The sequence below is a fragment of the Methylocaldum szegediense genome (genome assembly GCF_949769195.1).
In the GTDB taxonomy this organism is placed as follows: Bacteria; Pseudomonadota; Gammaproteobacteria; order Methylococcales; family Methylococcaceae; genus Methylocaldum; species Methylocaldum szegediense.
This window is the reverse complement of sequence record NZ_OX458333.1, coordinates 3,357,942-3,381,257: the sequence shown is the minus strand read 5'-3', so window position 1 is coordinate 3,381,257 and position 23,316 is coordinate 3,357,942. Positions and strand designations below refer to the sequence as shown.

At 57.7% G+C, this 23,316-nt stretch carries 23 protein-coding genes, 1 tRNA gene and 1 pseudogene; 11 read left to right on the top strand and 14 right to left on the bottom strand.

What is annotated here, in order from left to right; all coding sequences use genetic code 11:
- Nucleotides 1–32: 32 nt before the first annotated feature.
- Complete coding sequence (recD2, locus tag QEN43_RS14525) at nucleotides 33–2,222, bottom strand: SF1B family DNA helicase RecD2 (RefSeq protein WP_026609099.1); 2,190 nt, start codon at nucleotides 2,220–2,222, stop codon at nucleotides 33–35.
- A gap of 257 nt (nucleotides 2,223–2,479) precedes the next feature.
- Complete coding sequence (locus QEN43_RS14520) at nucleotides 2,480–2,788, bottom strand: helix-turn-helix domain-containing protein (RefSeq protein WP_026609098.1); 309 nt, start codon at nucleotides 2,786–2,788, stop codon at nucleotides 2,480–2,482.
- Between the two features lie 81 nt (nucleotides 2,789–2,869).
- On the opposite strand from QEN43_RS14520, the gene QEN43_RS14515 reads away from it, so the two are divergent.
- The 9 genes and pseudogenes from QEN43_RS14515 to QEN43_RS14480 all read left to right on the top strand — a co-directional run bounded on the left by QEN43_RS14515 (nucleotide 2,870) and on the right by QEN43_RS14480 (nucleotide 9,479).
- Nucleotides 2,870–3,082, top strand: coding sequence for a hypothetical protein (locus tag QEN43_RS14515; RefSeq protein ID WP_036267777.1), 213 nt, complete (start codon nucleotides 2,870–2,872; stop codon nucleotides 3,080–3,082).
- 22 nt (nucleotides 3,083–3,104) lie between these two features.
- Nucleotides 3,105–3,359, top strand: a complete 255-nt coding sequence (locus QEN43_RS14510; protein ID WP_026609096.1) for a hypothetical protein — start codon at nucleotides 3,105–3,107, stop codon at nucleotides 3,357–3,359.
- A 22-nt stretch (nucleotides 3,360–3,381) separates the two neighbouring features.
- Complete coding sequence (locus tag QEN43_RS14505) at nucleotides 3,382–3,570, top strand: hypothetical protein (RefSeq protein ID WP_026609095.1); 189 nt, start codon at nucleotides 3,382–3,384, stop codon at nucleotides 3,568–3,570.
- A gap of 438 nt (nucleotides 3,571–4,008) precedes the next feature.
- Nucleotides 4,009–5,256: a cystathionine gamma-synthase family protein gene (locus QEN43_RS14500; protein WP_026609094.1), complete on the top strand. Its 1,248-nt coding sequence runs from the start codon at nucleotides 4,009–4,011 to the stop codon at nucleotides 5,254–5,256.
- Between the two features lie 755 nt (nucleotides 5,257–6,011).
- The gene (locus QEN43_RS14495) at nucleotides 6,012–6,311 is read left to right on the top strand and encodes a hypothetical protein (RefSeq protein WP_202901074.1); all 300 of its coding nucleotides are present in this window, start codon (nucleotides 6,012–6,014) and stop codon (nucleotides 6,309–6,311) included.
- On the top strand, nucleotides 6,312–7,655 hold the full coding sequence (locus QEN43_RS14490) for a multicopper oxidase domain-containing protein (protein WP_202901073.1): 1,344 nt from the start codon (nucleotides 6,312–6,314) through the stop codon (nucleotides 7,653–7,655).
- A 23-nt stretch (nucleotides 7,656–7,678) separates the two neighbouring features.
- Nucleotides 7,679–7,897, top strand: coding sequence for a cupredoxin domain-containing protein (locus QEN43_RS14485; RefSeq protein ID WP_202901072.1), 219 nt, complete (start codon nucleotides 7,679–7,681; stop codon nucleotides 7,895–7,897).
- Complete coding sequence (locus QEN43_RS21820) at nucleotides 7,898–8,017, top strand: multicopper oxidase domain-containing protein (protein WP_202901116.1); 120 nt, start codon at nucleotides 7,898–7,900, stop codon at nucleotides 8,015–8,017.
- Nucleotides 8,018–8,350: 333 nt separating this feature from the next.
- Nucleotides 8,351–9,479: pseudogene (locus tag QEN43_RS14480) on the top strand (IS3 family transposase).
- Nucleotides 9,480–10,032: 553 nt separating this feature from the next.
- Here the strand turns inward: QEN43_RS14480 and QEN43_RS14475 are convergent.
- From QEN43_RS14475 to yjgA, 12 genes are all read right to left on the bottom strand, one after another.
- Entirely contained in the window at nucleotides 10,033–10,230 is a 198-nt protein-coding gene (locus QEN43_RS14475; protein ID WP_156912652.1) for a hypothetical protein, read from the bottom strand.
- A gap of 662 nt (nucleotides 10,231–10,892) precedes the next feature.
- On the bottom strand, nucleotides 10,893–11,084 hold the full coding sequence (locus QEN43_RS21815) for a topoisomerase DNA-binding C4 zinc finger domain-containing protein (RefSeq protein ID WP_156912653.1): 192 nt from the start codon (nucleotides 11,082–11,084) through the stop codon (nucleotides 10,893–10,895).
- Nucleotides 11,085–11,096: 12 nt separating this feature from the next.
- Nucleotides 11,097–11,204 carry a restriction endonuclease gene (locus QEN43_RS21810; RefSeq protein ID WP_084161648.1) on the bottom strand — a complete coding sequence of 36 codons (108 nt, stop codon included), beginning with the start codon at nucleotides 11,202–11,204 and terminating at the stop codon, nucleotides 11,097–11,099.
- On the bottom strand, nucleotides 11,194–12,177 hold the full coding sequence (locus QEN43_RS14470) for an IS481 family transposase (protein ID WP_317963361.1): 984 nt from the start codon (nucleotides 12,175–12,177) through the stop codon (nucleotides 11,194–11,196). Before QEN43_RS14470 ends, QEN43_RS21810 begins: the two co-directional genes overlap by 11 nt.
- Nucleotides 12,178–12,264: 87 nt before the next feature.
- Nucleotides 12,265–12,417, bottom strand: coding sequence for a restriction endonuclease (locus tag QEN43_RS21805; RefSeq protein ID WP_396662801.1), 153 nt, complete (start codon nucleotides 12,415–12,417; stop codon nucleotides 12,265–12,267).
- Nucleotides 12,418–13,123: 706 nt separating this feature from the next.
- Nucleotides 13,124–13,197 (bottom strand) — tRNA-Gln (locus QEN43_RS14465).
- A 38-nt stretch (nucleotides 13,198–13,235) separates the two neighbouring features.
- Entirely contained in the window at nucleotides 13,236–13,628 is a 393-nt protein-coding gene (gene rpsI / locus QEN43_RS14460) for a 30S ribosomal protein S9 (protein ID WP_026610884.1), read from the bottom strand.
- A gap of 20 nt (nucleotides 13,629–13,648) precedes the next feature.
- Complete coding sequence (rplM, locus tag QEN43_RS14455) at nucleotides 13,649–14,077, bottom strand: 50S ribosomal protein L13 (RefSeq protein WP_026610885.1); 429 nt, start codon at nucleotides 14,075–14,077, stop codon at nucleotides 13,649–13,651.
- A 60-nt stretch (nucleotides 14,078–14,137) separates the two neighbouring features.
- Nucleotides 14,138–16,027 carry a polysaccharide biosynthesis protein gene (locus QEN43_RS14450; protein WP_317963360.1) on the bottom strand — a complete coding sequence of 630 codons (1,890 nt, stop codon included), beginning with the start codon at nucleotides 16,025–16,027 and terminating at the stop codon, nucleotides 14,138–14,140.
- A 3-nt stretch (nucleotides 16,028–16,030) separates the two neighbouring features.
- A complete protein-coding gene (locus QEN43_RS14445) occupies nucleotides 16,031–17,056 on the bottom strand; it encodes an MraY family glycosyltransferase (RefSeq protein ID WP_036269043.1) in 1,026 nt (341 codons plus the stop codon).
- 55 nt (nucleotides 17,057–17,111) lie between these two features.
- Nucleotides 17,112–18,380 carry a TIGR03790 family protein gene (locus QEN43_RS14440; protein ID WP_202901153.1) on the bottom strand — a complete coding sequence of 423 codons (1,269 nt, stop codon included), beginning with the start codon at nucleotides 18,378–18,380 and terminating at the stop codon, nucleotides 17,112–17,114.
- 9 nt (nucleotides 18,381–18,389) lie between these two features.
- Complete coding sequence (yjgA, locus tag QEN43_RS14435; RefSeq protein ID WP_317963359.1) at nucleotides 18,390–18,908, bottom strand: ribosome biogenesis factor YjgA; 519 nt, start codon at nucleotides 18,906–18,908, stop codon at nucleotides 18,390–18,392.
- A gap of 150 nt (nucleotides 18,909–19,058) precedes the next feature.
- Between yjgA and QEN43_RS14430 the strand changes: the two genes are divergently transcribed.
- Together QEN43_RS14430 and QEN43_RS14425 are read left to right on the top strand one after the other, a co-directional pair.
- Nucleotides 19,059–21,374 carry an alpha/beta fold hydrolase gene (locus tag QEN43_RS14430; protein ID WP_084162162.1) on the top strand — a complete coding sequence of 772 codons (2,316 nt, stop codon included), beginning with the start codon at nucleotides 19,059–19,061 and terminating at the stop codon, nucleotides 21,372–21,374.
- A gap of 36 nt (nucleotides 21,375–21,410) precedes the next feature.
- Nucleotides 21,411–23,129: an AMP-binding protein gene (locus QEN43_RS14425; RefSeq protein ID WP_051331816.1), complete on the top strand. Its 1,719-nt coding sequence runs from the start codon at nucleotides 21,411–21,413 to the stop codon at nucleotides 23,127–23,129.
- The last annotated feature ends 187 nt before the right edge of the window (nucleotides 23,130–23,316 follow it).

Below are 23,316 nucleotides of genomic sequence, written 5' to 3'. Positions count from 1 at the left end.
TCGCTGTCGCTTCATGCGTTGGCTCAAAGTGACTAAAGCGTCTCGAAGTCTCGAAGTCGTGCGGCCAGGTTCGTGAGCCGCCGGGAGGAAGTTCGTCGCCGAACCGCCATGGCGAGCGCCTTCGGCTGCGCGATCAGGACGACCAGGCGCTTACCGCGGGTTACCCCAGTGTAGACCAGATTCCGTTCAAGCAAAGTGTAATGCTGCATTGCCAGGGGGATCACCACGGCCGGATATTCGGAGCCCTGGGCCTTGTGTATGCTCGCCGCGTACGCCAGCGACAATTCGTCGAGTTCCCCAAAATCATAGGTCACGTTGCGGCCGTCGTAGTCGACCATCACTTGGCCTTCCTCGAGATCAATCCCGACGATCTTCCCGATATCGCCGTTGAACACCTCCTTGTCGTAATTGTTGACCCGCTGCATCACCTTGTCGCCCGGCGCGAAGATGTTTCCGAAACGGGCCAGCCTGGGTTCGCTCGTGCCGTTCAAGCGCTGCTGCAACTCCACGTTGAGCGCCCGCACACCGAGTCCGCCCCGGTTCATCGGCGTTAGCACTTGAAGATCCTCGATCGGGTCGAGCTGAAATTTTCTCGGAATCCTTACCGTCACCACTTCGATCAGCGTGTCGAACAACGCCTCCGGGGTTTCGACCTCGATGACATAAAAATCGCTGTCTTCGCCCGGCGGGGTCTTGATCGGCCGCTGCCCCTGATTGATCCGATGGGCGTTGACGATGATCCTGGAGGTTTGCGCCTGGCGGAAAATCTCGGTCAGACGGACGGTCGGAATCGCGCCGGACTCGATGAGATCGGCCAACACCGCGCCTGGACCGACCGAAGGCAGCTGATCGACGTCGCCCACGATCAGGAGTCCCGCGGCCGTCGGAATGGCCTTGAGCAGCTGATACATTAGCACGACATCCATCATCGAGGCCTCATCGATCACCACCAGATCGGCTTCCAGGGGCCGCTGTTCGTTGCGGGTGAAGGCGAAAGCCTTGGGATCGAATTCGAGCAGCCGGTGTACGGTCTTCGCCTCCAAGCCGGTGGATTCGGTGAGTCGCTTGGCGGCACGTCCGGTGGGCGCGCACAACAGCACACGGACTTTCTTGGCCCTAAGAATCTTGAGCAGGCTGTTGACCAGGGTGGTCTTACCGACGCCGGGACCGCCGGTGATGATCGCGACCTTGCTCCTCGTCACCAACTGGACTGCCTCGCGCTGCGAGTCCGAGAGATTCAGTCCGGTCTTCCCTTCGACCCAGGTTATGGCCTTGTCCGCGTCGATCTCGCCCCAGGGCGGCGGCTCTTCGAGCAGCCGCCGGAGCTGCGCCGCGCAGCCCGATTCGGCGCGATGGAAGCCGGCGAGATACAGGGCCTCGCGCTCGCCGACGGCTTCGCCGATCAACTGACCTTCTTCGAGTTCGCTATCGATTGCCTCGACGATGGTTTCCTCGCGGATCTCCAGCAAAGGCACGGCCATCTCGACCAACTGGTCCCGATAGGCAGCGCAATGCCCCTGCTCCGACCATTGCTGCAGCACGTGGCGGACGCCGGCTTGCGCCCGTATGAGGGAATCGGCCGGAATCCCCAGCCGCTGGGCCAGGACATCCGCCGTCTTGAAGCCGATGCCGTGAATATCCAGCGCCAGCCTATAGGGATTTTCGGTCACCTTCAGAATGGCTTCGTCGCCGTAAGTCTTGTAGATCCGGACCGCCCGCGAGGTACCGACGCCGTGGGACTGGAGAAACACCATGATGTCCCGGATCACCTTCTGTTCCGCCCAGGCTGCGGTGATCCGCTCTCTCCGCTTGGGGCCTATGCCTTCGACCTCCGAAAGGCGTTCAGGCGTCTGCTCGATGATGTCGAACACCGCTTCCCCGAAAGCCCTGACCAGCTTCCGGGCGAAATGAGGACCGATGCCTTTCACCATGCCCGAGCCCAGATACTTTTCGATACCTTCCAGGGAACTCGGCGGAATTACCCGAAGCTGGCGCGCCTTGAACTGCAAGCCATGCTCGCGGTCGTTGACCCAGACGCCGATACACTCGATCTGCTCGCCCGCGGTGACCGAAGCGGCGCTGCCCACCACTGTCACCAGATCGCGCTGCCCCCGAACCTTGACCCGCAGCACGCAAAAGCCCGTGGCATCGCTGTGAAAGGTCACGCGCTCTACGGTGCCGCTCAGGTGTTCAGTTTCCGGTAAAGAGGACGGCGACGACATGGCAGACGGGATGATGTGAATACGGCTCCTCGCGGCCGGGTAAGCGACGCCACCGTTTGACGATGGTCCTTGGCTTATTATCCCCGAGGCTTGGTGCATTTTGGCTATGGTTTCCCTTGTTTGATACGGCCTCGGTGAGACGCTCTAGAAACCGGCCTAGCTCGGATTTTGTAAGCCTGGGCTGAAATTATTGTCAGCCCAGGCTTACATGATGACAGAGAAAAAAAATTCAGCGGCGACCGCTGATTTCCTCCTCTTCACCGCTTCTTCGGTGGCGGCTCGGCCACTTTCAAATGGGTTAGGGGCTCCTCCTCGCCCTCGGGACTGATTTGCTCCGCATCGGGTAACGCTTCGCCCGTGCAAAGCCAATAGCCGTACTGTGGCCATACGTGAGAAATCGCCTCGATATGCCAAGCGTATACCTTCTGCTTCTTGTGCTCGAGATTGCTGAGCTGGTTGGTTCCTATCCCTGTCTTTTGAGCGAATTCGTCCCTCGTAAGGCCCAGGGTCTTACGTAGTTGTCTGATTCGGTCGTTCGCGGCAAATTCGTCTAGTCCGGGTTTCATACTTGTACTATTTATTTGTATGTATATAATACGCGTTCAACATGCATGTTCTTTCCCAATGTAACGCAACGAGGGGACATTATGGACGAACAGGTCATCCGTCAAGTGCTGTTGCTGCCGCACGTACAGGTGATGCACCGGGAGAAGTTCGCTGAGCTTGTCGGTGTATCGCCGGGTGTAGTCGAAGGTTGGATCGATCGAGGTCAAGTGGACAGCATCGTCATCGGGAAGCATAGGCTGATCAACATGGTCAAGCTTACCCTGCGCTGTCTCGAACAGGAGACCTGTTTTTAGGCCAGTCACCAGGAAGGCACCGATGTCGTTCCGCCGAACGGACATTTCCCTTAGCGACCTCCACGCCATCTGTCAGACCATCGTGGCCCGCTGGATCGACCATGTCCGCCGTGGCGGCAGCGTCGAATTCAGCTATATGATGTATAGAAACCAACTTCAGGGATTTCTGGTTCTTGCCGCCGGCACCGCAGGAGAGTACATTGTCAAGCGTGCCCAAAACGACCTGGACGCGGAGTATCGCCGCTTGAAGGGTCTTGAAGGAAATTCGGGCAACTGAAGAAGTCGCCCCGTAGCCGAAGATGGAACGATCCAAGAACCGCCCTGCCGAGCGCCCCGAGGCGCTTTCCCGTTTGTCGAGGCTTCTAACCCGAACCGAGATTCGCGTCGTGCTCGCCGCGCTCGCGCTTGCTCTTGCCTGTATCAGCATCGGCAGCGTGATCGCCGATCGACTGGTCATCGTTCGCCTCGTCGCCGGAGAAGATAACTAAGGACCTATTTTCGGTAGGCCATCGACAGCTGTCGACAAGGTCAAGACGTGCCTTTCGACTTGGCTCACGGCGAAGGGATTTCCGGGATTGGCGCCGAGGCGTTTTCAACACGCTCTCTTTGGTGCCGCAAGCACTTTTTTTCGCGACACTTGTACGCTCCGGTTTGCCAGAATTTCCAAGAAGACCGCCGGATGCCTCGCCAATATCGCCCGAGCTTAGCGTAGTTCGCACTTGGATCGCTCACCAGAGGAACGGACGCGAGCCTCGGCGCGCTGGGGAGCGTCCCCGAAATCTGGCACTGCCGACTTTCGAGTTCCGTCGCCAAACACGGAAAACGCGATTATCAAATTCCGGGTCGACCTGATTCTCATAGCCTGCTTTCCGCGCGAAAATCGTCCTTTAACCTTCGAGTCCAGAACATTTACAAACAGTACCGCGATGAACGAAGAAATACGCAGTATCACCACCGACAACGTCCACTCGGACCGGCGCTTCGGCGTGGAACACGGCGGCATACACAAGCCGATCCACACCTCCGTGCAGTACGGGTTCGACCGAGTGGAAGACCTGATCGGCGTCTTTCAGGGAACCGTCAAGGGCGGCTTCAATTACGCCCGCCAAGGCACGCCGACCACGGCTGCACTGGAGTCGAAGATCACCCAGATGGAACAGGGGCGCGGAACGGTGTGTTTCGCCAGCGGCATGGCCGCCCTGAGCGCGGTGTTTCTCACGCTTCTCCGCGCCGGAGACCATCTGGTATCCAGCCGCTTCGTCTTCGGCAACACCAACAGTCTGTTCGGCACCCTGAGCGATCTTGGCATTGCGGTCAGCAAAGTAGATACCTGTTCCGTAGCAGCGGTCGAGGCTGCTCTTCAGCCCAATACGCGTATGGTCTTCGTGGAAACGATCGCGAATCCCCGTACCCAGGTTCCGGACCTCGACGGCATAGGCGCCTTGTGTCGCGAGCGCGGCCTGCTGTTTGTCGTCGACAACACCATCACCTCGCCGGCGCTGTTCCGTCCTCGCAGCGTGGGCGCCGGCTTGGTCGTGAACTCGCTGAGCAAAACCATCGCTGGCCACGGCGCTGCTCTAGGCGGAGCGGTTACCGACACGGGCGAGTTCGATTGGACGACTTTCCCGAACATCTTCCCGAACTACCGCAGCGCCGACCCAGCGCAATGGGGCCTGATGCAGATTCGTAAGAAAGGTTTGCGCGATATGGGCGCCGCTTTATCGTCCGAACAAGCGCATCAGATCAGCGTCGGCTCAGAAACGCTAGCGCTGCGCGTGAAACAGGCCAGCGCAACGGCACTCTCGATGGCGCGCTTCCTCGAAAGCCATCCCGCGGTCGCGGCGGTGTACTACCCCATGCTTGAATCCCATCCTCAGTTCGAAATAGCGAAACGCCATTTCAGCGCAGGCTCCTGGCTTCTTTCGTTCGAGCTGAAGGACCCGACAGCCATGATCGCGACCATCAACCGGCTCACGATCCCGATCAAGGCGACCGGCCTCGGAGACACCAGAAGCCTCGTGATTCCAGTGGCGCCGACAATTTACTGGGAAGCGGGAGCCCAAGTGCGGGCTGAGATGGGCATTGCCGACGGTTTGATCCGTGTTTCGGTCGGCTTGGAAGACGAGCACGACCTGATCGCCGATTTCGAACATGCGCTAGCGGCGGCCGGTTAGCCCTAGCCTAGATCGCTTTCCTGATTCTTTTACGAGTCGGCGAGGCGCGGCTGCACTGTTCTTTCGTGGCTCAGCGCCTCTAGCGCCCAAGGTACGCCAGCAAGCGACATCGAATCGGCGAGTTACGTGGAGCTTGTCCTGAGCCCTTTAACGATGGTCAGGGCAGGACTGTAGAGGGGCCTGTCCCTAGCGAAGTCGGGGGCTAACCCGTCATCGATGGGTTTCGCTCCACCCTACCCACCATCTACGATTAATGTTTACTCGAATGCCGAGTGGAACTCGGCATTCCGCCCTGAGCCTCCCTGGAATCGGCTGCGGATCATTCTCCTACGGGCGTCGATCCATTTTCGGAAAGCCGCGCTACCGGCGCAGCGTACCCACAAATCGGGTGGCATTTCTGTGAACCACCGCACAGTCGCCCCATGACATAGTGCCTTGTGCGGTCGACATGTACGTCTCACCCTAATAACAGATCCCCGGCGTCTCCGCTGGGCTTTAAAGACCGGCCGGAACGGTCTTGCCTTCGACCGTCCGCGTGATCGGCCGGGACGGCCCAATCCGTGAACGGTCACGGGCGATCTATTAATCAGGCCCGTAAATACCCTCCCGGCATTTACCGGCCACCGCCCAGGCCAGTACACGCCCGGCCGGGACTTATGCGGCTTGTTGCCGCGCCGGGGCATCCCTGCCCCGAATAAACCCGACCTCTTATACGCCAGGTTAATAACAACAACATGAACAAAGAGGATTATGCAATGACCCAAATCCGAAACTCTCGTCGATTTCCGGCCACCATAGGGAGCACCGTCATCCGAACCGGACTCGCCGCCGTGATACCCCTCATGCTGACGACCGCTACGCCGGCCTACGCGGACGCCGAGCGTGTGGTGGAAGATCCGCCACAGCTCCAACTGCGCAAGGGTCCCCCTACCCGAACCACCCTCATGCCGCTGCCAAAACCCGGTCCCAGCCCGGGCCAGGAACGCCAGCTCGAGCTCAACATCGTCTATTCCGACAGCCAGCTCTACAATCCTGCCACCGGCCGCTACGACTAGGTGCGCCTGCGCAGTTATGTCGGTACCGATACCGATCCTAAACGGCCTTTTGTCGCTCCCACTATCGAGGTAACGCCGGGCGACACGGTGCGCATTACCCTCAACAATCAACTGCCGGCCGACCCCAGCTGCCCTGTCCCGGACGGCAACCCCAACATCCCCCATTGCTTCAACAGTACCAATCTGCATGCGCACGGCTTGTCGGTCAGCCCGACCGGCAACAGCGACAACGTACTGCTGTCGATCAACCCCGGGGTGAGCTTTCAGTATGAATACAACCTCCCGCCCGATCATCCAGCCGGGACTTTTTGGTATCACTCGCATCTGCACGGCTCGACCGCGCTCCAGGTTTCGAGCGGCATGGCCGGCGCCCTGATCGTGCGGGGTGACCGCCTGCCCAGCGAAACCGGTAACGGCGATATCGATATCCTGCTGAAACACCCGAACGGCACCCCCTTGCGCGAACGCGTCCTGGTCTTACAGCAAATCCAGTATTACTGCCCTAAGGACAATGGCGACATCTGGTCGTGCAACGAGGGCGAAACCGGCGTTATCGAATCCTACGATTATTTCGGCCCCGGCACCTGGGCTCAGTCCGGACGCTATACCAGCATCAACGGCACTGTGTTGCCGACTTTCAAGACAAAGACCGGCGACATAGAGCGCTGGCGGTTGATCCACACCGGCGTGCGCGACACCATCAGCCTGGAGTTCCGCAAGCTGAAAACTGACAAACCGAACATCCCGCGGCTCAAGGCCGCCGAGACCGACCGCTTCATTGGCGACAATTGCGTGGGCGATCCGATTCCTTACCACGTCATCGCCGACGACGGCCTTACCCGAGCCGCAGCCTGGCAGACCACCCTCACGGTCTTGCAGCCCGGCTACCGCAGCGATGCCCTGGTGGTGTTTCCGGAACCAGGCACTTATTGCGTAATCGACGCCTCGGCAAGCGTCAGCCAAAGGGCGGAAAGCCGGCAGTTGCTCGGGGTAGTCGTCGCCGCGCCCGGCCCCAAGGTATCCGACATCCACGCTCATCTCACAAAGGAGCTAGTGGCCTCAGCCAAGCGCCATATGCCGACTCCGGTCCGGGCCGAAATCGTCGCTGACCTCCAAAACGGGCTCAAGCTCACCCGCTTCACACCGCACCCGGACATCATCGACAGCGAGGTCACCGGCAAGCAGGAACTGGCTTTCTTCATAGACCTGTCGAAAACGCCTTTCGAGTTCGAGGTTAGTAACGATCTGGGGCCTGAGCCCAATTTCAAACCCTACGATCCCAACCGCATCGATCGCCACTTGACTTTGGGCGGCATCGACGAATGGACCCTGGATCGCGTCTAGTCGGTCATCCCTTCCATATCCATGTGAACCCGTTCCAAATCGTCAAAATCCTCGACCCGAACGGCAAGGACGTGAGTCTGCCGGGGGCGGTCTATGACGCGGGCGGCACAGTGGACCCGCAGTATCCGGGCCTGAAGGGAGTCTGGAAGGACACGCTGTGGATCAAGAGCCTGATCGCCCCCGGCGGCGCTCCCCAAGGTGGCGCCTACACCGTGGTGGTGCGCACCCGCTACCAACGCTAGATCGGCGACTACGTACTGCATTGCCACATCCTCGATCATGAAGACAGGGGTATGATGCAGAACGTCAGAATCGGCCTACCGGACGGCCACGGCGGTACCACTCTCGCTCGCCATCACTAAAGTCCCGTGTCAGCAGGCCGCTCGCCCAAGGCCCAGCTGAAGGACTTGTCCTGAGCTCGGTCGAAGAGAGCTGCGACCTACTGGCATATGATGGCACCCGCGCCGAGCCGGCCGCTTGACGGCCGGCCCCGCGCGGAGGCGTTGGGCGAGACCTTTTCCAGCTTCGTCCCCCTTTCCTCGCAAAGCATCGTCAAAGCGTCCCGTTCCGGGTGATCTGTCCGGGCAATGTGATCCAGCCGGACCGGAGCCGGCCCCGGAGATTTGGACACCCGCTTCAGTGAAGTTTCTGTTCTAATCACCGCCCTGCGAAGGGCGAAAACCGGAGAACAGACGATGAAACGAAAGAGACGAAATCACTCGGCGTCTTTAAGGCCAAGGTAGCCCTAGCCGCGCTCAAGGGCGACAAGACGTTGGCTGAATTAGCAGAACAGTTTGAGGTTCACGTCAACCCGATCACGCAGTGGAAGAGTCAGTTGCTGGAGCGAGCCAGCGATGTGTTCGCCACGGCGGCAGAGCGCAGTGCATCGAAGGGGCCAGACGTGAAGGAACTCCACGCCAAGATCGGCCAGTTGGCGGTGGAGAATGATTTTTTAGTCGCCGCGCTCGGTCGCATGGGCTAGCGATTCGCAAAACGATGATCGACCGGTCGGACAAGCTCCCTGTGGTGCGCCAGTGTGCGTTGTTGGGGCTTTCCCGCTCCTCGGTTTACTACACGCCACAGCCGGTCTCAGAGAACGATCTGGCGCTGATGCGGCGAATCGACGAACTGCACCTCCATCATCCGTTTGCTGGTGCCCGCATGTTGCGTCACCTGTTGGAGCAAGATGGGCTGAAGGTCGGTCGCCGGCATGTGTCGACGCTCATGAAGAAGATGGGCATCGAGGCGCTGTACCGGCGTCCGAACACCAGCCGCAAGCATCCGCAGAACCCGGTGTTCCCGTACCTGCTGCGAGGTCTCGAGATCACCGAGGCAAACCACGTCTGGGCCATGGACATCACCTCCATCCCCATGCGCAAAGGCTTTGTCTATCTGGCCGCGGTGCTCGACTGGGCCACTCGGCGCACACTGTCCTGGCGACTATCCAACAGCCTGACTACGGACTTCTGCATCGAAGCCGTTGAGGACGCCATTCAGCGCCATGGCACGCCGGAGATCGTCAACACCGACCAAGGCAGCCAGTTCACCAGCAAGGTGTTCGTGGAGTTGATCCAAGGTCACGGCATCCGAATGAGCATGGATGGCAAGGGCCGCTGGGTCGACAATGTCTTCGTCGAAAGGCTTTGGAAAAGCGTGAAGTACGAGGAAGTCTACTTGCAGGCTTACGACTCCGTTTCTCAAGCATGGCAAGGTCTACAACGCTATTTTAAGTTCTACAACGAACGGCGGCCCCACTCATCGCTTGACGGTAAAACCCCGGATCGCATGTACTTTCATTCGCTGCCAATCCAGAAGGCAGCCTAAACCGCAGAAACCCACTTAAGCTTGGGAAAATCCTGTCCAATAAACCGGGGCCACCGCTACTGTTGCCTGGTGTAGACGACTCGATGCACTCGAACACATCCGCCTTTGCTTCCGTAGCGTTCTTCCTTTAGTTGGTTAAACCTTGAGGCAGGGGAAGAAGCTTTCCATCGCGGCATTGTCACTGCATTCGCCCCTGCAACGCCTGGTATACACGAAGTCATAGCACTCCAACACACGTAGGTAGGCGTTGGAAGCATACTGGAGACCCGGCTGGTGTGGACGATCAAGCCCGATTTGGACCAACGCTACCAATGAACCAAAGTCGTTGCCTGCATCGCTAGCTCACGGATAATCCGCTCCCCCATGTACTACAGCCCACCCCCGCCGGTGTTTGTCAACATTGTCGCCACCGGCAGCAAAATGTGCTGAGGTACGACAAATTGGCAGGTACTGGAGATGAAAAAGACGCTCGCCGAAAGCTGTGCGTTAGCGGCTTGAGCTGACCCGATTCGCTTGGAGGCACATGAGCGGGGAATACATACGCAAAAACGCATCAATGACGATGCCAGCGATGCCTATGGTAGTGTTTTCCTTTGTAATGCCCATCGTAGTTATAGTTGTGGTAATGGTGATACCCGTGGCCGTACCCATAGGCATAGCCATGGTGATGGGGATGCGCCACACAGCCTCCGAGTGCCATCAACAATGCGAGCAGCGTTAACATCGACAAGGTTCTTGCTGAAGTTTTCATTTCTTTCGAAACTCCGGTAACCCATTCCAAAAACGAGCGGTATTGCCTGATCCACCTATGCCGGTCGTTCCATCGCTGATCAAGCAATTTGTTCCGCGATTCCTTTCTACTCCTCCCGACATTAACGAAGACTTAACGGGCTCGACTCGCGCCGAATTTGGGTAGTTGATCTTGTCGTCGTCTGCTGACCTGTGCGGTAGCAAGCATTGAACTCGCTCCGGCTAAGGCCGTTGGTGGGATTACGGTGTTTCGCTAGTCAGTTAAGAACTTATCCCAGTAGGCTGTTCGCCCTGAGTCCTCCGATGGGCGTGTCCTGAGCTAAATCGAAAGGCTCACGGAGGCTTCGCGAAGGGTTTCTTAGCTACTGGAACAGGCTCTAAAGCCTTCGAAACATGCTGGATTGCTCGCATACGTTATCAAATAAGGAAAGCCTGACACCGTCTCACAACTGTTGATCCTTCGTATGCAGAGCTACCGCCGCTTCCATTCTCGAAAAACTTCAACGACTTTGTAACCGTATTTCAGGGACAGAACAGTAGCGTGGGTGTTTAGAAATTTCCCTATCTGATTGTTCTGTGTGAATGTAGGTTTTGGTCTTTTGAAAGGGCGTCTACCGTGAAATACGGTCCAGCTCGCCGTGAGGTTTGTTCTAGCCTACGGTTTTAACGCCGCTGGTTTATCGTCATCCGACATTTCGGATAGTTGCGACATCCCCAAAAGGTACTGCCGTCCCTCCTGCTTTTCCTCAGTACCATTTTGATCCCGCATCGGGTACACGTTGGCGTTGTATAGTCGCCACTGGTCGCAAAGTCGAGGAGGCGTTTTTGCTTATCATCGGGAAGCTTTTTGATCAAATCCAAGAATTCCTAGGCGGAAATGAGCTGAAGGTTCTTTCCCTTGGCAAACTCCCTCGCTTCTTTGGTGAAATCTGTTGTCGTTAAAAAGATGCCGTGGGGAATTCGCTCAGCAACCATAACTCCGTAGAGTGTCAGGTCCCGCACGATTGTAAACCCTCTTTCGAAAAAGATGAGGATGGGACGTTTGCCAGTTTTTGAGTGCTTGAATTGGGGTGAGATGGCCTAAGGCCTTTTGGGGAATGTGATGATTGTACAGCTCGACATAGCGGTGCAAGGTGGTGTCCAGATCGGCGGTTGAATCGAAGTGATGGGTTTGCAACACCTCCTCGATGCGGCCATTGAAGCGTTCCACCAGGCCATTCGTTTGGGGCCGGCCCGGCGGAATCAGGCGATGTTCGATGCCTTGTTCAGTACAGAGGCGGTCAAACTCATGCGTCCCCGAGGGCTGCCGAGTTCGGGTCAGGAAACGGTCGGTAAACTCCGAGCCGTTGTCGGTCAGGCATTTCTGGATGCGGAAAGGCGCGGCCTGAATCACCGCTTTGAGGAAGTCCTTTGCGCTTAAGGCGGTGCGGTTGGGCTTGAGGGCGACATAGACCCAGCGGGTGGCGCGGTCGATGGCGACGAACAGGTATCGGCGGGGTTCGCCGTCGATGGCGGGCAAGTACTTAACATCCAGGTGAAGGAAGCCGGGCTCATAGGCCTTGAAGGGTTTGACCTTCGCCTTCTCTGTAGGCGGAAGCAGGGTCTTGAGGGACGCCACCCCGTGGCGGCGCAGGCAGCGGTCTAGCCCGGAACGGGACACGGCGGGATTGAGAAATTCCCGGGTCACGGCCAGGAGATCATCCAAGGGGAGGAGCAGAGCTTGGCGGAGGTAGACCACGATGGCTTCCTGGGCGGGCGTGAGCGTGGTTCTGAGGGTGTGGGGCCGATGCGAGGCATCTTCGACCGAGGAGCGGTGTTTCCACTTGCGGACGGTCGTTCGGCTAATGCCATGCTTTTGGGCCAAGGCGCGCTCGCTCAACGTGGACGCTTGAATGGCCTGCCGAACGGCTGGGGTGGTACGGGCGTTCTTATGAAGACGAATCTGCATGGTGATGGACCTCACTTGGACGAACCGAATATCTCCTGGAGAAGGCTCCGGGCTTCGAACAGAGCATAACTCCTTCTGGGTAAATAATCATACGGGACGTGACACGTAGAGTGCTCGGACTAGATCAACTTTAATGTTTCTGTTCCCCCACGCTTTACATTGGGCAACTGCGATCGGCTTTTCGCTATTTTTTCCGAAAACCTTGATATCTATCCCACCATCCGCGCCGAGGGGTGTTATGTTACCTCGGCCCTACAACCTTGCTCGATGAGGTATTGAACGCACAGCTCCTCGTATCGCTTCCATTCCAAGGATTTTAAAAGCTCCATACTCCATTCATTGATATTGGAACTTTTCCAACGTGTTTGTTCCTCGGCCCAGGTTTCTGAGCTTTTTCTCTCTTCTTTAACGCGGTCGTCTGGGTCGATCGCGTTTTGAAAATGAGGATGTGATTCTCTGATGTACGCCTGCAAGTCCTCCGCTCTTGCGTTCCTGTATGAGATGCCTGATCGCCTATTCGCGTTTCGACGATATGCCTTTCGCACTCGCCTATAGGCACTTTCCGGTTTCGGGAAAAACTGTGACAAACCCAAAGCAATTAGGACTAAAAGTATTAGTGCGGTGATCATGTGACCCCGAACGAAATGTAGTCTCTAAAGGTCGGGATAGTCCAAATCGGCATTTATGAATTAAATGCTGAAAACCGTGGGCGACTCACTCGCCACGTTGCCCCGCCGATTTATCGATTCGCTCCACCCATCCGACTCGGTTCGGGATCGATCGGCTGCACAGGCTCAGTGCACCCTACACAGGTTACCGTTGGAAAATCAGGAAGCAGGACAAAACAACGTTCCGTCAAATTGCCGGAACAATAAGTTCCCGTTTAAAGTTCTGTTTACACGAGGCAATAAAAAAGGCCATACCGAAGTATGGCCTTTTGAATTGTTGGCTGGGGGACCTGGATTCGAACCAGGGTTGACGGAGTCAGAGTCCGTAGTCCTACCGCTAGACGATCCCCCAGTGGTGAAAGCACGCCGAGGAAGCCGGCGTGCCTTGCATTAACGCTTGGAGTATTGCGGACGGCGCCTTGCTTTGTGCAGACCGACTTTCTTACGTTCGACTTCGCGCGCGTCGCGGGTAACAAAACCAGCTTTGCGCAGCGGCTGGCGCAAGGTTTCGTCGAAATTCAAGAGGGCGCGAGTCAAGCCATGGCGAATGGCTCCTGCCTGGCCGGTGGGACCGCCGCCTGAAACTTTGACGAACACGTCCAGCTTATCCGTCAAAGAGACGAGCTCAAGTGGCTGACGCACAACCATCTGGTCGGTTTTTCTGCCGAAATACTCTTCCAGTTGTCTGTTATTGATAACAATACGACCGGTTCCGGATTTTGCGTAGACGCGTGCAACTGCGCTCTTGCGACGACCTGTTCCGTAATACTGCGCTTGTGCCATGGTTGATTCAGCTTGTCAAATTAGATTTCCAACACTTTGGGCTGCTGAGCCTGGTGATTGTGGTTGGGCCCGGCGTAGACCTTCAGCTTGCTGAACATGGCGCGGCCCAAAGGATTGCGGGGCAACATACCTTTTACGGCGTTCTGGATGATGCGCTCCGGATGGGTTGCGCGTAGCTTGCCCAGGGCCACGGATTTCATGTTGCCGATGTAACCGGTGTGCTTGTAATAAATCTTGTCTCGTTCTTTATTTCCGGTCACACGCACTTTTTCCGCGTTAACGACGATGATGTAGTCGCCAGTATCGACATGAGGCGTGTATTCCGGTTTGTGTTTGCCGCGCAAACGACGCGCGATCTCCGTCGAAAGACGCCCCAGCGTCTTTCCTTCCGCGTCGATGACGTACCAGTCGCGTTTTACTTCGGCCGGTTTTGCGCTAAAGGTTTTCATTACTGCACGCTCCAAGCTCTAGCGTTGTTCGAAAAAGCCGATATGGTACCCGACAACACATTATAAAACAAGCAATCGCTGAACGGCCGAGCGATCTTTCGTTCCGTATTCGTCGGCGCTCCGCTGCACATATTCCGGTACCAGCAATTTTAGTTTGTGCAGAATCGCGGCCTCGTCGAAAGACCGACAGGCCTCGGCCAATTCGTTCACAGCTTTCCTCACCATCCGATGATCGACATTGCGGGGATGGGCCAGTAAGAGTTTGCTGTGCTCCGTCGGCGTAGGCCGCTCATGGTCGTTGAACAGTTCTTCGCGGAGCTTTTCACCAGGTCTAAGTCCGATATATTCGATCTTGATGTCCTGACCCGGACGCTTGCCGCTCAGGCGAATCATTTGTTCCGCCAGGTAGCTGATCTTGACCGGATCCCCCATATCCAGCACGAAGACCTCTCCACCCTTACCAACCGTCGCCGCTTGCATGATCAATTGGCAGGCTTCGGGTATCGTCATGAAATAGCGGGTGATGTCGGGATGAGTCACGGTAATCGGACCGCCCGCTTTTATTTGCTCCCGGAAGAGAGGTACGACGCTGCCCGCCGAATCCAGCACGTTGCCGAAACGTACGTTGATGAAACGCGTCCCTGCGACGCCGTTCATGCTCTGAACCAAGACCTCCGCCGCCCGCTTGGTCGCTCCCATCACATTTTCGGGGGACACGGCCTTGTCGGTGGAGATCAGCACGAATTCATCCACGCCAGCGGCCACAGCCGCTTCCGCCACCGTAAAGGTCCCCAGAACATTGTTCACAACCGCCTGGCGCACTTGGTATTCCAGCAAAGGCACGTGCTTATACGCCGCCGCGTGAAAAATGATTTCCGGCCGGTACTGTGAAATCACCCGTCTAACATCCGGCTCATCGGTGACATCGCCGAGTATCGCGGACAGACGCAGTCCGGGGAAACTGCGCCTCAACGCCCGTTCAACCTGGTACAGGTTGAATTCGCAGCGCTCGAAGACAATCAACTCGGCGACGGAAAATTGCGCAATTTGCTTGCAGAGCTCCGAGCCGATGGAGCCGCCCCCTCCCGTCACCAGGACACGCTTCCCGCCGAGATGGGCCTGAATCCCCTTGCGGTCGAGCTTGATCGGCTCTCTTCCGAGCAAATCTTCGATGGAGACTTCGCGCAGATGCCCCGACATTTGGCCCGAGAGCATTTCCTGCATCGACGGCAGCGTCAGAAACGGAACGCCGGCCCCTTCGCAAATTTCGACGATGCGCCGCATTTCCTTGTCCGTTGCCGAGGGCACTGCGATCAAAATCGTTTCGATTGCCAGCTTTTCGACCAAACGGGGAATCTGTTCGCAGCGTCCGCGCACGCGCACGCCGTGGATCTCGCTGCCTTTTTTCTTTGGATCGTCGTCCACGAGCGCGACCGGGGCGAACTTCGCGCCCGAAGCGCGAAGCAGATCCCTCACCAGCATCTCGCCGGCCTTGCCCGCTCCAACGATGAGGGCTCGTCTTCCAGCCGAGAGCGGCGCGCCGCGATCTTTCCAGACGCGGTAGATCAACCGGGGTGTGGACAACAGAAACAGCAGAAGCACCGCATAGAGCGGGATGACGGAACGGGGCACACCGTGCAGCCGATTCACCGAAAACAGGACGATGGCAATGGTGGCGATTCCAAGACAAGACGACTTTGCGATACGGACCAGGTCGGGAACGGACGCGAACCGCCAGATGCCGCGATAGAGCCCCAAGCGGTGGAAGAACACGCCTTGGACGACGAGAACCAGGGGCAGCCAACGAAGCGAAGTCTGAGTTTCGAGTTCGGGGGGCAGGGATAAATTGAACCGCAGCCAATAAGCGCCGAGCCACGCGAGCGCCACCATGATCAGATCATGAATGAAGATAATCGTACCCAGCCGCATTTTCGACAGCATCTCCTGCATGTCTTACCCCCCCTGTTTTCCTGCCTCCAGCCAGAGCGTCAAGCCTATCAAAGGTGCATAGGCGCACGCCAGCAGGACCGGCTCCAACCGCGGCCAGCGCACCGCCGCGAAAGCCCAAGGCAATAACCAGCACAGATTGATAGCCAAGACTGAAAGGCTGACCCGCTTGTGACTGGCCCAGCGCCGCGCCGCACGCTGGTACGCATGGCTGCGGTGCGCCTCGTACCAGCGTTGCCCGCTGAGCATCCGCCTCACCAGCGTCACGCTCGCATCCACGAAAAACGTGCCCAACAAGATAAGCCAGACAGTCAGGGAGAGAGTTCCTTCCGAGGACGTCTGAAGCGCCAGCACAGCCAGAACGAATCCGACGAACGCACTTCCGACATCTCCCATGAAGATTTTCGCGGGAGGCCAGTTCCAGAACAAAAATCCGCCCGCCGCCGCCGCCAGCGTTAACAATAAAATGTCTGCGCCGCCGGGGAACGACGGCGACTGGTAAACCAGAAGCCAACACGACGACAGCGCGACCGAAATCACTTCGATGCCGGCGATCCCGTCAATGCCGTCCATGAAATTGAACAGGTTTAACAGCCACACCATCAACAAAACGGCGAAAACGGAACCAAGTCCACCCAAGTCGTAAACCTCGCCAGCAACACGGACCGATTCCATGCCGCCTAGCCAGTAAAGGGCCCACACGGCCGAAACGACCTGCACGAGCAGACGCCACCTCGCCGGTATGTGACCGTGATCGTCCCAAAAACCGATGATCGCTATCGGTAAAGCGCCGAGCACGAGCATCAGGAGTTGGAAAGAAATCTGTTCCAGTCCATAGAGACCTGCCGCAACCAGTGTGAACGATAGGACGACGGCCAAGCCGCCGCCGCGGGGCGTCGGCACGTCGTGGGAACTGCGGGCGTTGGGCAGATCCAGCAGCCATTTGGTCGCGTAACCGCGCACCGCTCCCGTCAGCACGCCGGAAACCAGCGCCACGGAGATGGTCAATAACCCCAGCGAAAAGAGATTCATCGATGACTGTGCTGAACTCACCTGGCGATCGGCGACGAATTGGGATCCTTTTGAACTATTTCTTGGTTTCGTCGCTGCTCAAATAGGCTAGTCGGTAAAATGCGTCGGTATTCGGCAACCGAAAGGAAAGCTCATTATAGCCAGGGATCAGGACATAGGTTTTGACCGCCGAGCGGTAAGGACCGATGGCACTGTTCGCGGCTTGCAACGCCAGCATGTGCGATCTCGGGGAAAACAGCCTGACGGTGATTAGCCCCTGATGCTCGATAATCTGGGGCGCGAACGGCGCCGCCAAGGGTTCGCCGATGAAAACGCCCTCCCCCGGCCGCGCCACGCTTTTCCAATAGGCTTCGATCACGGTGTCGCCTTCCAGATAGTGCCATATCGCCACAGCAGGATGAGGAAACTTGCTCAAGATATTGCAGGGCTCCGCCACGGTGCCGTAGCTCGCCGTAGCCCCTGCCTCCAACCAACGCACGCTGCTCATTTGAGTGTTCTCGGTGAGCCTGCCGCCGAATGACGTCAAATGATCCGCCATCGCGCCGGGCACGAAACCCAAGGTATCGAGTTCCGGCACCTTCGCCAGGCCGGTGAAATAGAACAGCACATCCCGCTTATCGCTGATGAAATCCGCGTCGACGCGTTGCAGCCGAACCGCCGCGCCCAGTGCCTCGATCGTCTTGTCGAAAGTGACGGCGCGGACCCTCCTATGCCTGTCGGACGTATTCAGTAGGTAGCCGGTACCGGTTGGATAAGTATGGTCGGAAGCGATGCCCCGATCGATCAGGTTTCGGACGTCCTGGACCGTGCGGCCGGCCAGCATCATGGCAGGCCGGATGCCATGATCGGTATAGGGTGCTCGACTGGCTGAATTGAAATATCCGCTGGGCTTGGTTTCGCCGCACTTGATCGAACAATAGGCCGGATCGAACCCCAGGGCGAAGGCGGAGGTGATCGACATACAGTCGACCCTGAACGGCGCCATCCATGCAAGCGCGTAGGCTTGAACCCGCGGAGGCGTTCGCTCTTCCACCAACCGCTTAACCGAATCGAACTGATACCGTGGCAGGTTGTCGGAGCCAGGCGGAAAGCGTACCCGTATCATGTTCTCTTCGGGTATGCCTCGCCGCTTTTGGTAGTAGTCGCCGATGGCGACGCTCGAAGGATCGGCCTCGTTCACGATGACCGCCAACTCCCGCGGCCCCAGCGTGCCCCGTGAAAATAGCAGCCGGTCGACGCTCTCTTCGGCCTTTGCAGTCTGAAATCCGGCGACAAGGATGGCGAGAAGGATCGGCAGGCAAACCGACCTAATCGGATGCTTCACTGGCCCACCTCACGCCACAATTTCGCGTAGATACCGAAACAGTTGACGGGCGGACTTAGGAGCGGCCTCGGCAGCGCGCTCTCGACGGGCATCTCGGGATAACTGCCGTAGCTTCTGGCGGTCCGCCTCCGGATGGATCGCCACGAATTCGTTCACCGCGGCATCGCCTTCCGCCAGCATACGGTCGCGCCACCGCTCGATGACATGCTGCCGGTGCAAGGCTTCCGCGCTCTCGTTCTTCAATGCCGCAAGCCCCGCCCGAATGGGTTCTACGTCGATATGGCGCAGAATCTTGCCGATATATTTACGCTGCCGCTTGAGTGCGCCGCGCTCGGTAATCGACTGTCCGAGCCGGACCGCTTCCATAAGCTCTACCGGCAGGTCCAACCGTTCTAGCTGGTCGCGGGACAAGCCCATCAATTCTTCGCCGAGGTCCTGCAAAGCAGCGCTTTCACGCTTGAGCTGTGATTTGCTGATTCGCGCCGGATGCTCATCCGGCCAGATTTCGGGATCATCCGTCCACATCATGAAAAAACTGACGATAAGGTCCAAACAACCACCCTAAGTTGACCGGCTACTATACCACTCGTCCCGGCGAGCGTGGCGACCCATTGAGCAATCTGGCGACGCCAATGGATCTAAATAAAAAGAAAGAGTAGGCTACCCACGGGAAAAAGCATGTTTCTCAGACAGCGCGATATGGAAGACCATCGGAACGCCGTTCCGGAGTACGGCATCAACACCTCGACCTACGATTGGTCGGTACGCGTGTTCCGGCAGATCAAGAAGCTGCTCAAGGTTCGCATTACCTTGCACGGCAGTCCGGAGACCATCGATCGCGGCCAAATTTTCCTTTTCAACCATTTCGCCCGGTTCGAGACTTTCATTCCTCAGTACCTGATGTACGAGGCCCGAAAAGTCTACTGTTGCTCGGTGGCGTCGGCCGAGTTCTTCGAACAGGAAGATAGTGTCCTGGCAGGATTTCTGCGTGAGGTCGGAGTAATCCCAAACAATTATCCGAGACTTTTGCCGTGGCTCGCGGAGCAAATTCTACTCGGGCGCAAGGTCGTCATTTTTCCCGAAGGCGGGATGGTGAAGGATCGCCGGGTTCTCGACAAAAAAGGCGAATACAGTATTTACTCCCGCGTCAGCATGGACAGGCGTAAGCATCACAGCGGAGCCGCCGTGCTGGCAATGGGGCTGGAAATCTTCAAGATGGCCGTACGCCGAGCCGAACGCCATGGAGACAGGCAAACGCTGACGGCATGGGCCGAAACGCTCGGGCTCGAAAACGTCGACGCGCTGCTGTCCGCCGCTCATCAACCTACTGTCGTGGTCCCAGCGAACATCACGTTCTATCCCATCCGCGTCAACGAGCATATTCTGAGCAGCGCCGCCGAACTGCTGAGCCGCGGGCTGAGCCGGCGAGCGGCAGAAGAAATCCTGATCGAAGGCAACATCCTGCTACGCAACACCGATATGGATATTCAATTCGGGACTCCGATCGTCGCGTCGGCGTCCTGGCATCACTGGGAAACCTGGTTGGCGAGATGGATAGCGCCACGCATCCGGACCATCGACGATGTTTTCGCCATCACCCGCCACCCTTCCGGTCCTAAAGAGCGGCTACTGGCTGGCCGCCTGCGCCAGCGCCTGAATATCGTGCGCAATCAATACATGCGCGAGATGTATCAGGCGGTGACGGTGAATCTCAGTCACCTCGCCTCGACGCTGATCATGCACCGTGCGCAACATAACCAGGTCGAGATCGGGCGAGCTCAATTTTTCCGCAGCCTGTATCTGGCCATCAAATACACCCAACAATTGCCGAACGTGCATCTTCACCGCAGCTTGCAAGACCCCGATGGGTATCGAAACCTTTTGGAAGGCGAACATACTGGCCTGCAAGAACTGATCGATACTGCCAAAGCTAGCGGACTCATCGAGATTCACCCGGATCATTACCGGCTGTTGCCCAAGCTGCTTCACGAGCACGAATTTGACGAAATTCGCATCGAGAACGTAATCGCGGTTTATGCCAACGAAGTTCAACCTATTTCCGCCATAGCGGACGCGGTCAAGCGCGCGCTGTCCGCCGAAAAAACGCTGCACCCAACTGAACTCGGTGACCTTCGGTTCGACGACGAAATCCGCTCCTGGCACTGGGACTTGGCGCACCATTCCGCCCCAGGTCCGAGCGCGCCAACCCAGCCGGTAATCGCCACCATAACGCCCCGCCCATTCTTGCTGAGACCTCAAAAAAGCGACGGCGCCGGGGTCATATTGGTTCATGAACTTCTATCTTCGCCGGCCGAGTTCTGCGACTTCGGTGAACGCTTGGTCGATCTCGGCTTTTATGTCCTCGCCGTCCGCCTGAAAGGCCATGGGACTTCGCCCCATGACCTCAAGGACCGCCGCTGGGAAGATTGGCTCGATTCGCTGAAGCGAGGGTACGAGATCATGAAGTCCTATGCCTCTCGGATATACATCGTCGGAACCGGCACCGGCGGACTGCTGGCGTTGCGACTAGCCAGCGAGCAGCCGAAGGACTTGGACGGAATCGCCGTAATTTCGCCACCCTTCAAATTCAGCGCATCGGGACCCATGGCTCCGCTGCTCCGCGGCACGAACATTTTGTTGCGGTGGATGTCTCGGCGAACCGCCCGGCCGTTTGTCGAATGGACGCCGGAATATCCGCAATACGCCTATCGTGAAATTCCTTTGCGCACGTTATATGAACTGCACCGGTTAGCCGAAGAACTGGAGGATGTTCTCGCGGACGTGGAATGCCCGGTATTGCTCGCTCAAGCAGACGATGATCCGATGCTCGCCCCGGAAAGCGCGAGCCTGATCTTCCAGGCCCTGGGTTCTAAGAAAAAGTTTCTCCGGTTGGTTCATGGGAACCGCCACAATATGCTGGTAGACGATATTGGTGGTATAAGGGATATCGTGATTCGCTTTTTGACCGAGGACGCCGTAGCAAACCGAGCCTAACCGGTCAAAGCGGTCCTTCGGACAGCGGAGAGCACCATGCGAAACCTTCAAAGCACCGTGTCGCGGAGAGCCGCAGACAAACCTTGGCTGAAAAGCTATCCCCCTGGGGTCCGCGAAACCATCGACGAGCCGGGATATTCCTCGCTGGCGGAGTTTTTCGAAAAAAAGGCCGCCCATTACCGGGAACGGCCGGCCCTCTCTAACCTCAGGCGGATTCTCACCTATGCCGAGCTCGAAGAATTGAGCCGGCATTTCGCGAACTTCTTGCATGGGCATATCGGCCTGGAACCGGGCGAACGGATCGCCATCATGCTGCCGAACGTTTCCCAACAACCGGTCGCTGTCTGGGGCGCGCTGCGCGCCGGACTCACTGTCGTCAACACCAACCCGCTCTATACATCGCGCGAACTGGAGCATCAGCTCCGGGACTCGGGCGCGGCGGCCCTGGTGGTACTCGAGAATTTCGTGCCGGTCGTGGCTGCGGTGCTTCCGAGATTGAAGCTCAAGGCCATCATCGTTTCCGGCCTCGGAGATCTGTTGCGCTTCCCCCGCTCGTACCTGGTCAACTGGTATGCACGCCTGGTCAAGAATGGAAACCTGGGTACTCACATCAGCGAGGCCATTCACTTCAACACCGCCCTGCATGAAGGTAGTCGACTTTCTTTCAAGAGGCACGATTCGAGTCCGGAGGATATCGCCTTCCTCCAATACACCGGCGGTACCACGGGTGTCGCCAAAGGGGCGATGCTGACCCACCGTAATCTGCTGGCGAACGTAATGCAGTGCACACAGTGGATCATGGGCGGGCTCCCACCTGAAAGAGCCTTGATCAGGGGCGAGGAGGTCGTGATTACCGCCCTGCCGCTTTACCACATCTTTGCGTTGACCGTGGATTTACTTTGCTTCACCGCACTCGGGGGATTGAACCACCTCATTACCAATCCGCGAGATCTGCAAGGCCTCGTCAAGACGCTCAGCAAAGTGCGTTTCAGCGTCATTACGGGTGTCAACACTCTCTTCAAGGGCTTACTCAACACGCCCGGCTTCGAGAAACTGGATTTCAGTGCGCTCAAGTTCGTGATCAGCGGCGGCATGCCGACCGAGGAAGCCGTGGCAAACCGCTGGCGGGACGTGACCGGCTGCCCGATCACCGAAGGTTATGGCTTGACCGAAACCTCCCCCGTGGTTGCCGTCAATCCGCCCGCATTGATGGAATTCAACGGCAGCATCGGCCTTCCGATACCGTCCACCGAATGTAGCATCAGAGACGACAACGGACGCCCGCTGCCGGTCGGAACGGTCGGCGAGCTATACGTACGCGGACCGCAGGTCATGAAAGGTTATTGGAACCGCCCGGACGAAACCCGCAAGGTCATGACACCCGATGGATGGCTGCGTACCGGCGACATCGCCCGCATGGACGAAAACGGATTTTTGTATATCGTGGACCGCAAGAAGGACATGATTCTCGTCTCGGGCTTCAACGTTTATCCCAACGAAATCGAAGCCGTTCTGAGTGCCCATCCGGCGGTTCTGGAGTGTGCCGCGATAGGCGTGCCGGACGATAAGACCGGCGAAGCGGTCAAGGTTTGCATCGTGCGCAAAGACGAGAGCCTTGATGCAGACGCCGTCCGCCAATATTGCCGTATGAACTTGGCGGCGTACAAAGTGCCTAAATACGTAGAGTTCCGCAACGAACTGCCGAAGAGCGCCGTAGGTAAGATTCTCCGTCGGGAGTTGCGGAAAGCGACTTAACAATACGACATGCAGCGGGTTCCGTTAATTCCCGTCGCGCCGAAAAATTTCGGAAGACACGGCCGTTTTTGCAGGCCGAAGGCGTACGCCGCCATTTCTGTTGTTTAGAAGCTCTGATTGAGTCTGCGATTCGGAGAAGCGGTCTGGGCAACTGATTGACTAATTAGCCCTCACCCAACCCTCTCCC

Bases quoted from the DNA above. Each gene is read 5' to 3' on its own strand.
- recD2 (WP_026609099.1), bottom strand. From the start codon at position 2,222: ATGTCGTCGCCGTCCTCTTTACCGGAAACTGAACACCTGAGCGGCACC.
- QEN43_RS14520 (WP_026609098.1), bottom strand. From the start codon at position 2,788: ATGAAACCCGGACTAGACGAATTTGCCGCGAACGACCGAATCAGACAA.
- QEN43_RS14515 (WP_036267777.1), top strand. From the start codon at position 2,870: ATGGACGAACAGGTCATCCGTCAAGTGCTGTTGCTGCCGCACGTACAG.
- QEN43_RS14510 (WP_026609096.1), top strand. From the start codon at position 3,105: ATGTCGTTCCGCCGAACGGACATTTCCCTTAGCGACCTCCACGCCATC.
- QEN43_RS14505 (WP_026609095.1), top strand. From the start codon at position 3,382: ATGGAACGATCCAAGAACCGCCCTGCCGAGCGCCCCGAGGCGCTTTCC.
- QEN43_RS14500 (WP_026609094.1), top strand. From the start codon at position 4,009: ATGAACGAAGAAATACGCAGTATCACCACCGACAACGTCCACTCGGAC.
- QEN43_RS14495 (WP_202901074.1), top strand. From the start codon at position 6,012: ATGACCCAAATCCGAAACTCTCGTCGATTTCCGGCCACCATAGGGAGC.
- QEN43_RS14475 (WP_156912652.1), bottom strand. From the start codon at position 10,230: ATGAAAACTTCAGCAAGAACCTTGTCGATGTTAACGCTGCTCGCATTG.
- QEN43_RS21810 (WP_084161648.1), bottom strand. From the start codon at position 11,204: ATGGTTGCTGAGCGAATTCCCCACGGCATCTTTTTAACGACAACAGAT.
- QEN43_RS14470 (WP_317963361.1), bottom strand. From the start codon at position 12,177: ATGCAGATTCGTCTTCATAAGAACGCCCGTACCACCCCAGCCGTTCGG.
- rpsI (WP_026610884.1), bottom strand. From the start codon at position 13,628: ATGGCACAAGCGCAGTATTACGGAACAGGTCGTCGCAAGAGCGCAGTT.
- rplM (WP_026610885.1), bottom strand. From the start codon at position 14,077: ATGAAAACCTTTAGCGCAAAACCGGCCGAAGTAAAACGCGACTGGTAC.
- QEN43_RS14450 (WP_317963360.1), bottom strand. From the start codon at position 16,027: ATGCAGGAGATGCTGTCGAAAATGCGGCTGGGTACGATTATCTTCATT.
- QEN43_RS14445 (WP_036269043.1), bottom strand. From the start codon at position 17,056: ATGAATCTCTTTTCGCTGGGGTTATTGACCATCTCCGTGGCGCTGGTT.
- yjgA (WP_317963359.1), bottom strand. From the start codon at position 18,908: ATGATGTGGACGGATGATCCCGAAATCTGGCCGGATGAGCATCCGGCG.
- QEN43_RS14430 (WP_084162162.1), top strand. From the start codon at position 19,059: ATGTTTCTCAGACAGCGCGATATGGAAGACCATCGGAACGCCGTTCCG.
- QEN43_RS14425 (WP_051331816.1), top strand. From the start codon at position 21,411: ATGCGAAACCTTCAAAGCACCGTGTCGCGGAGAGCCGCAGACAAACCT.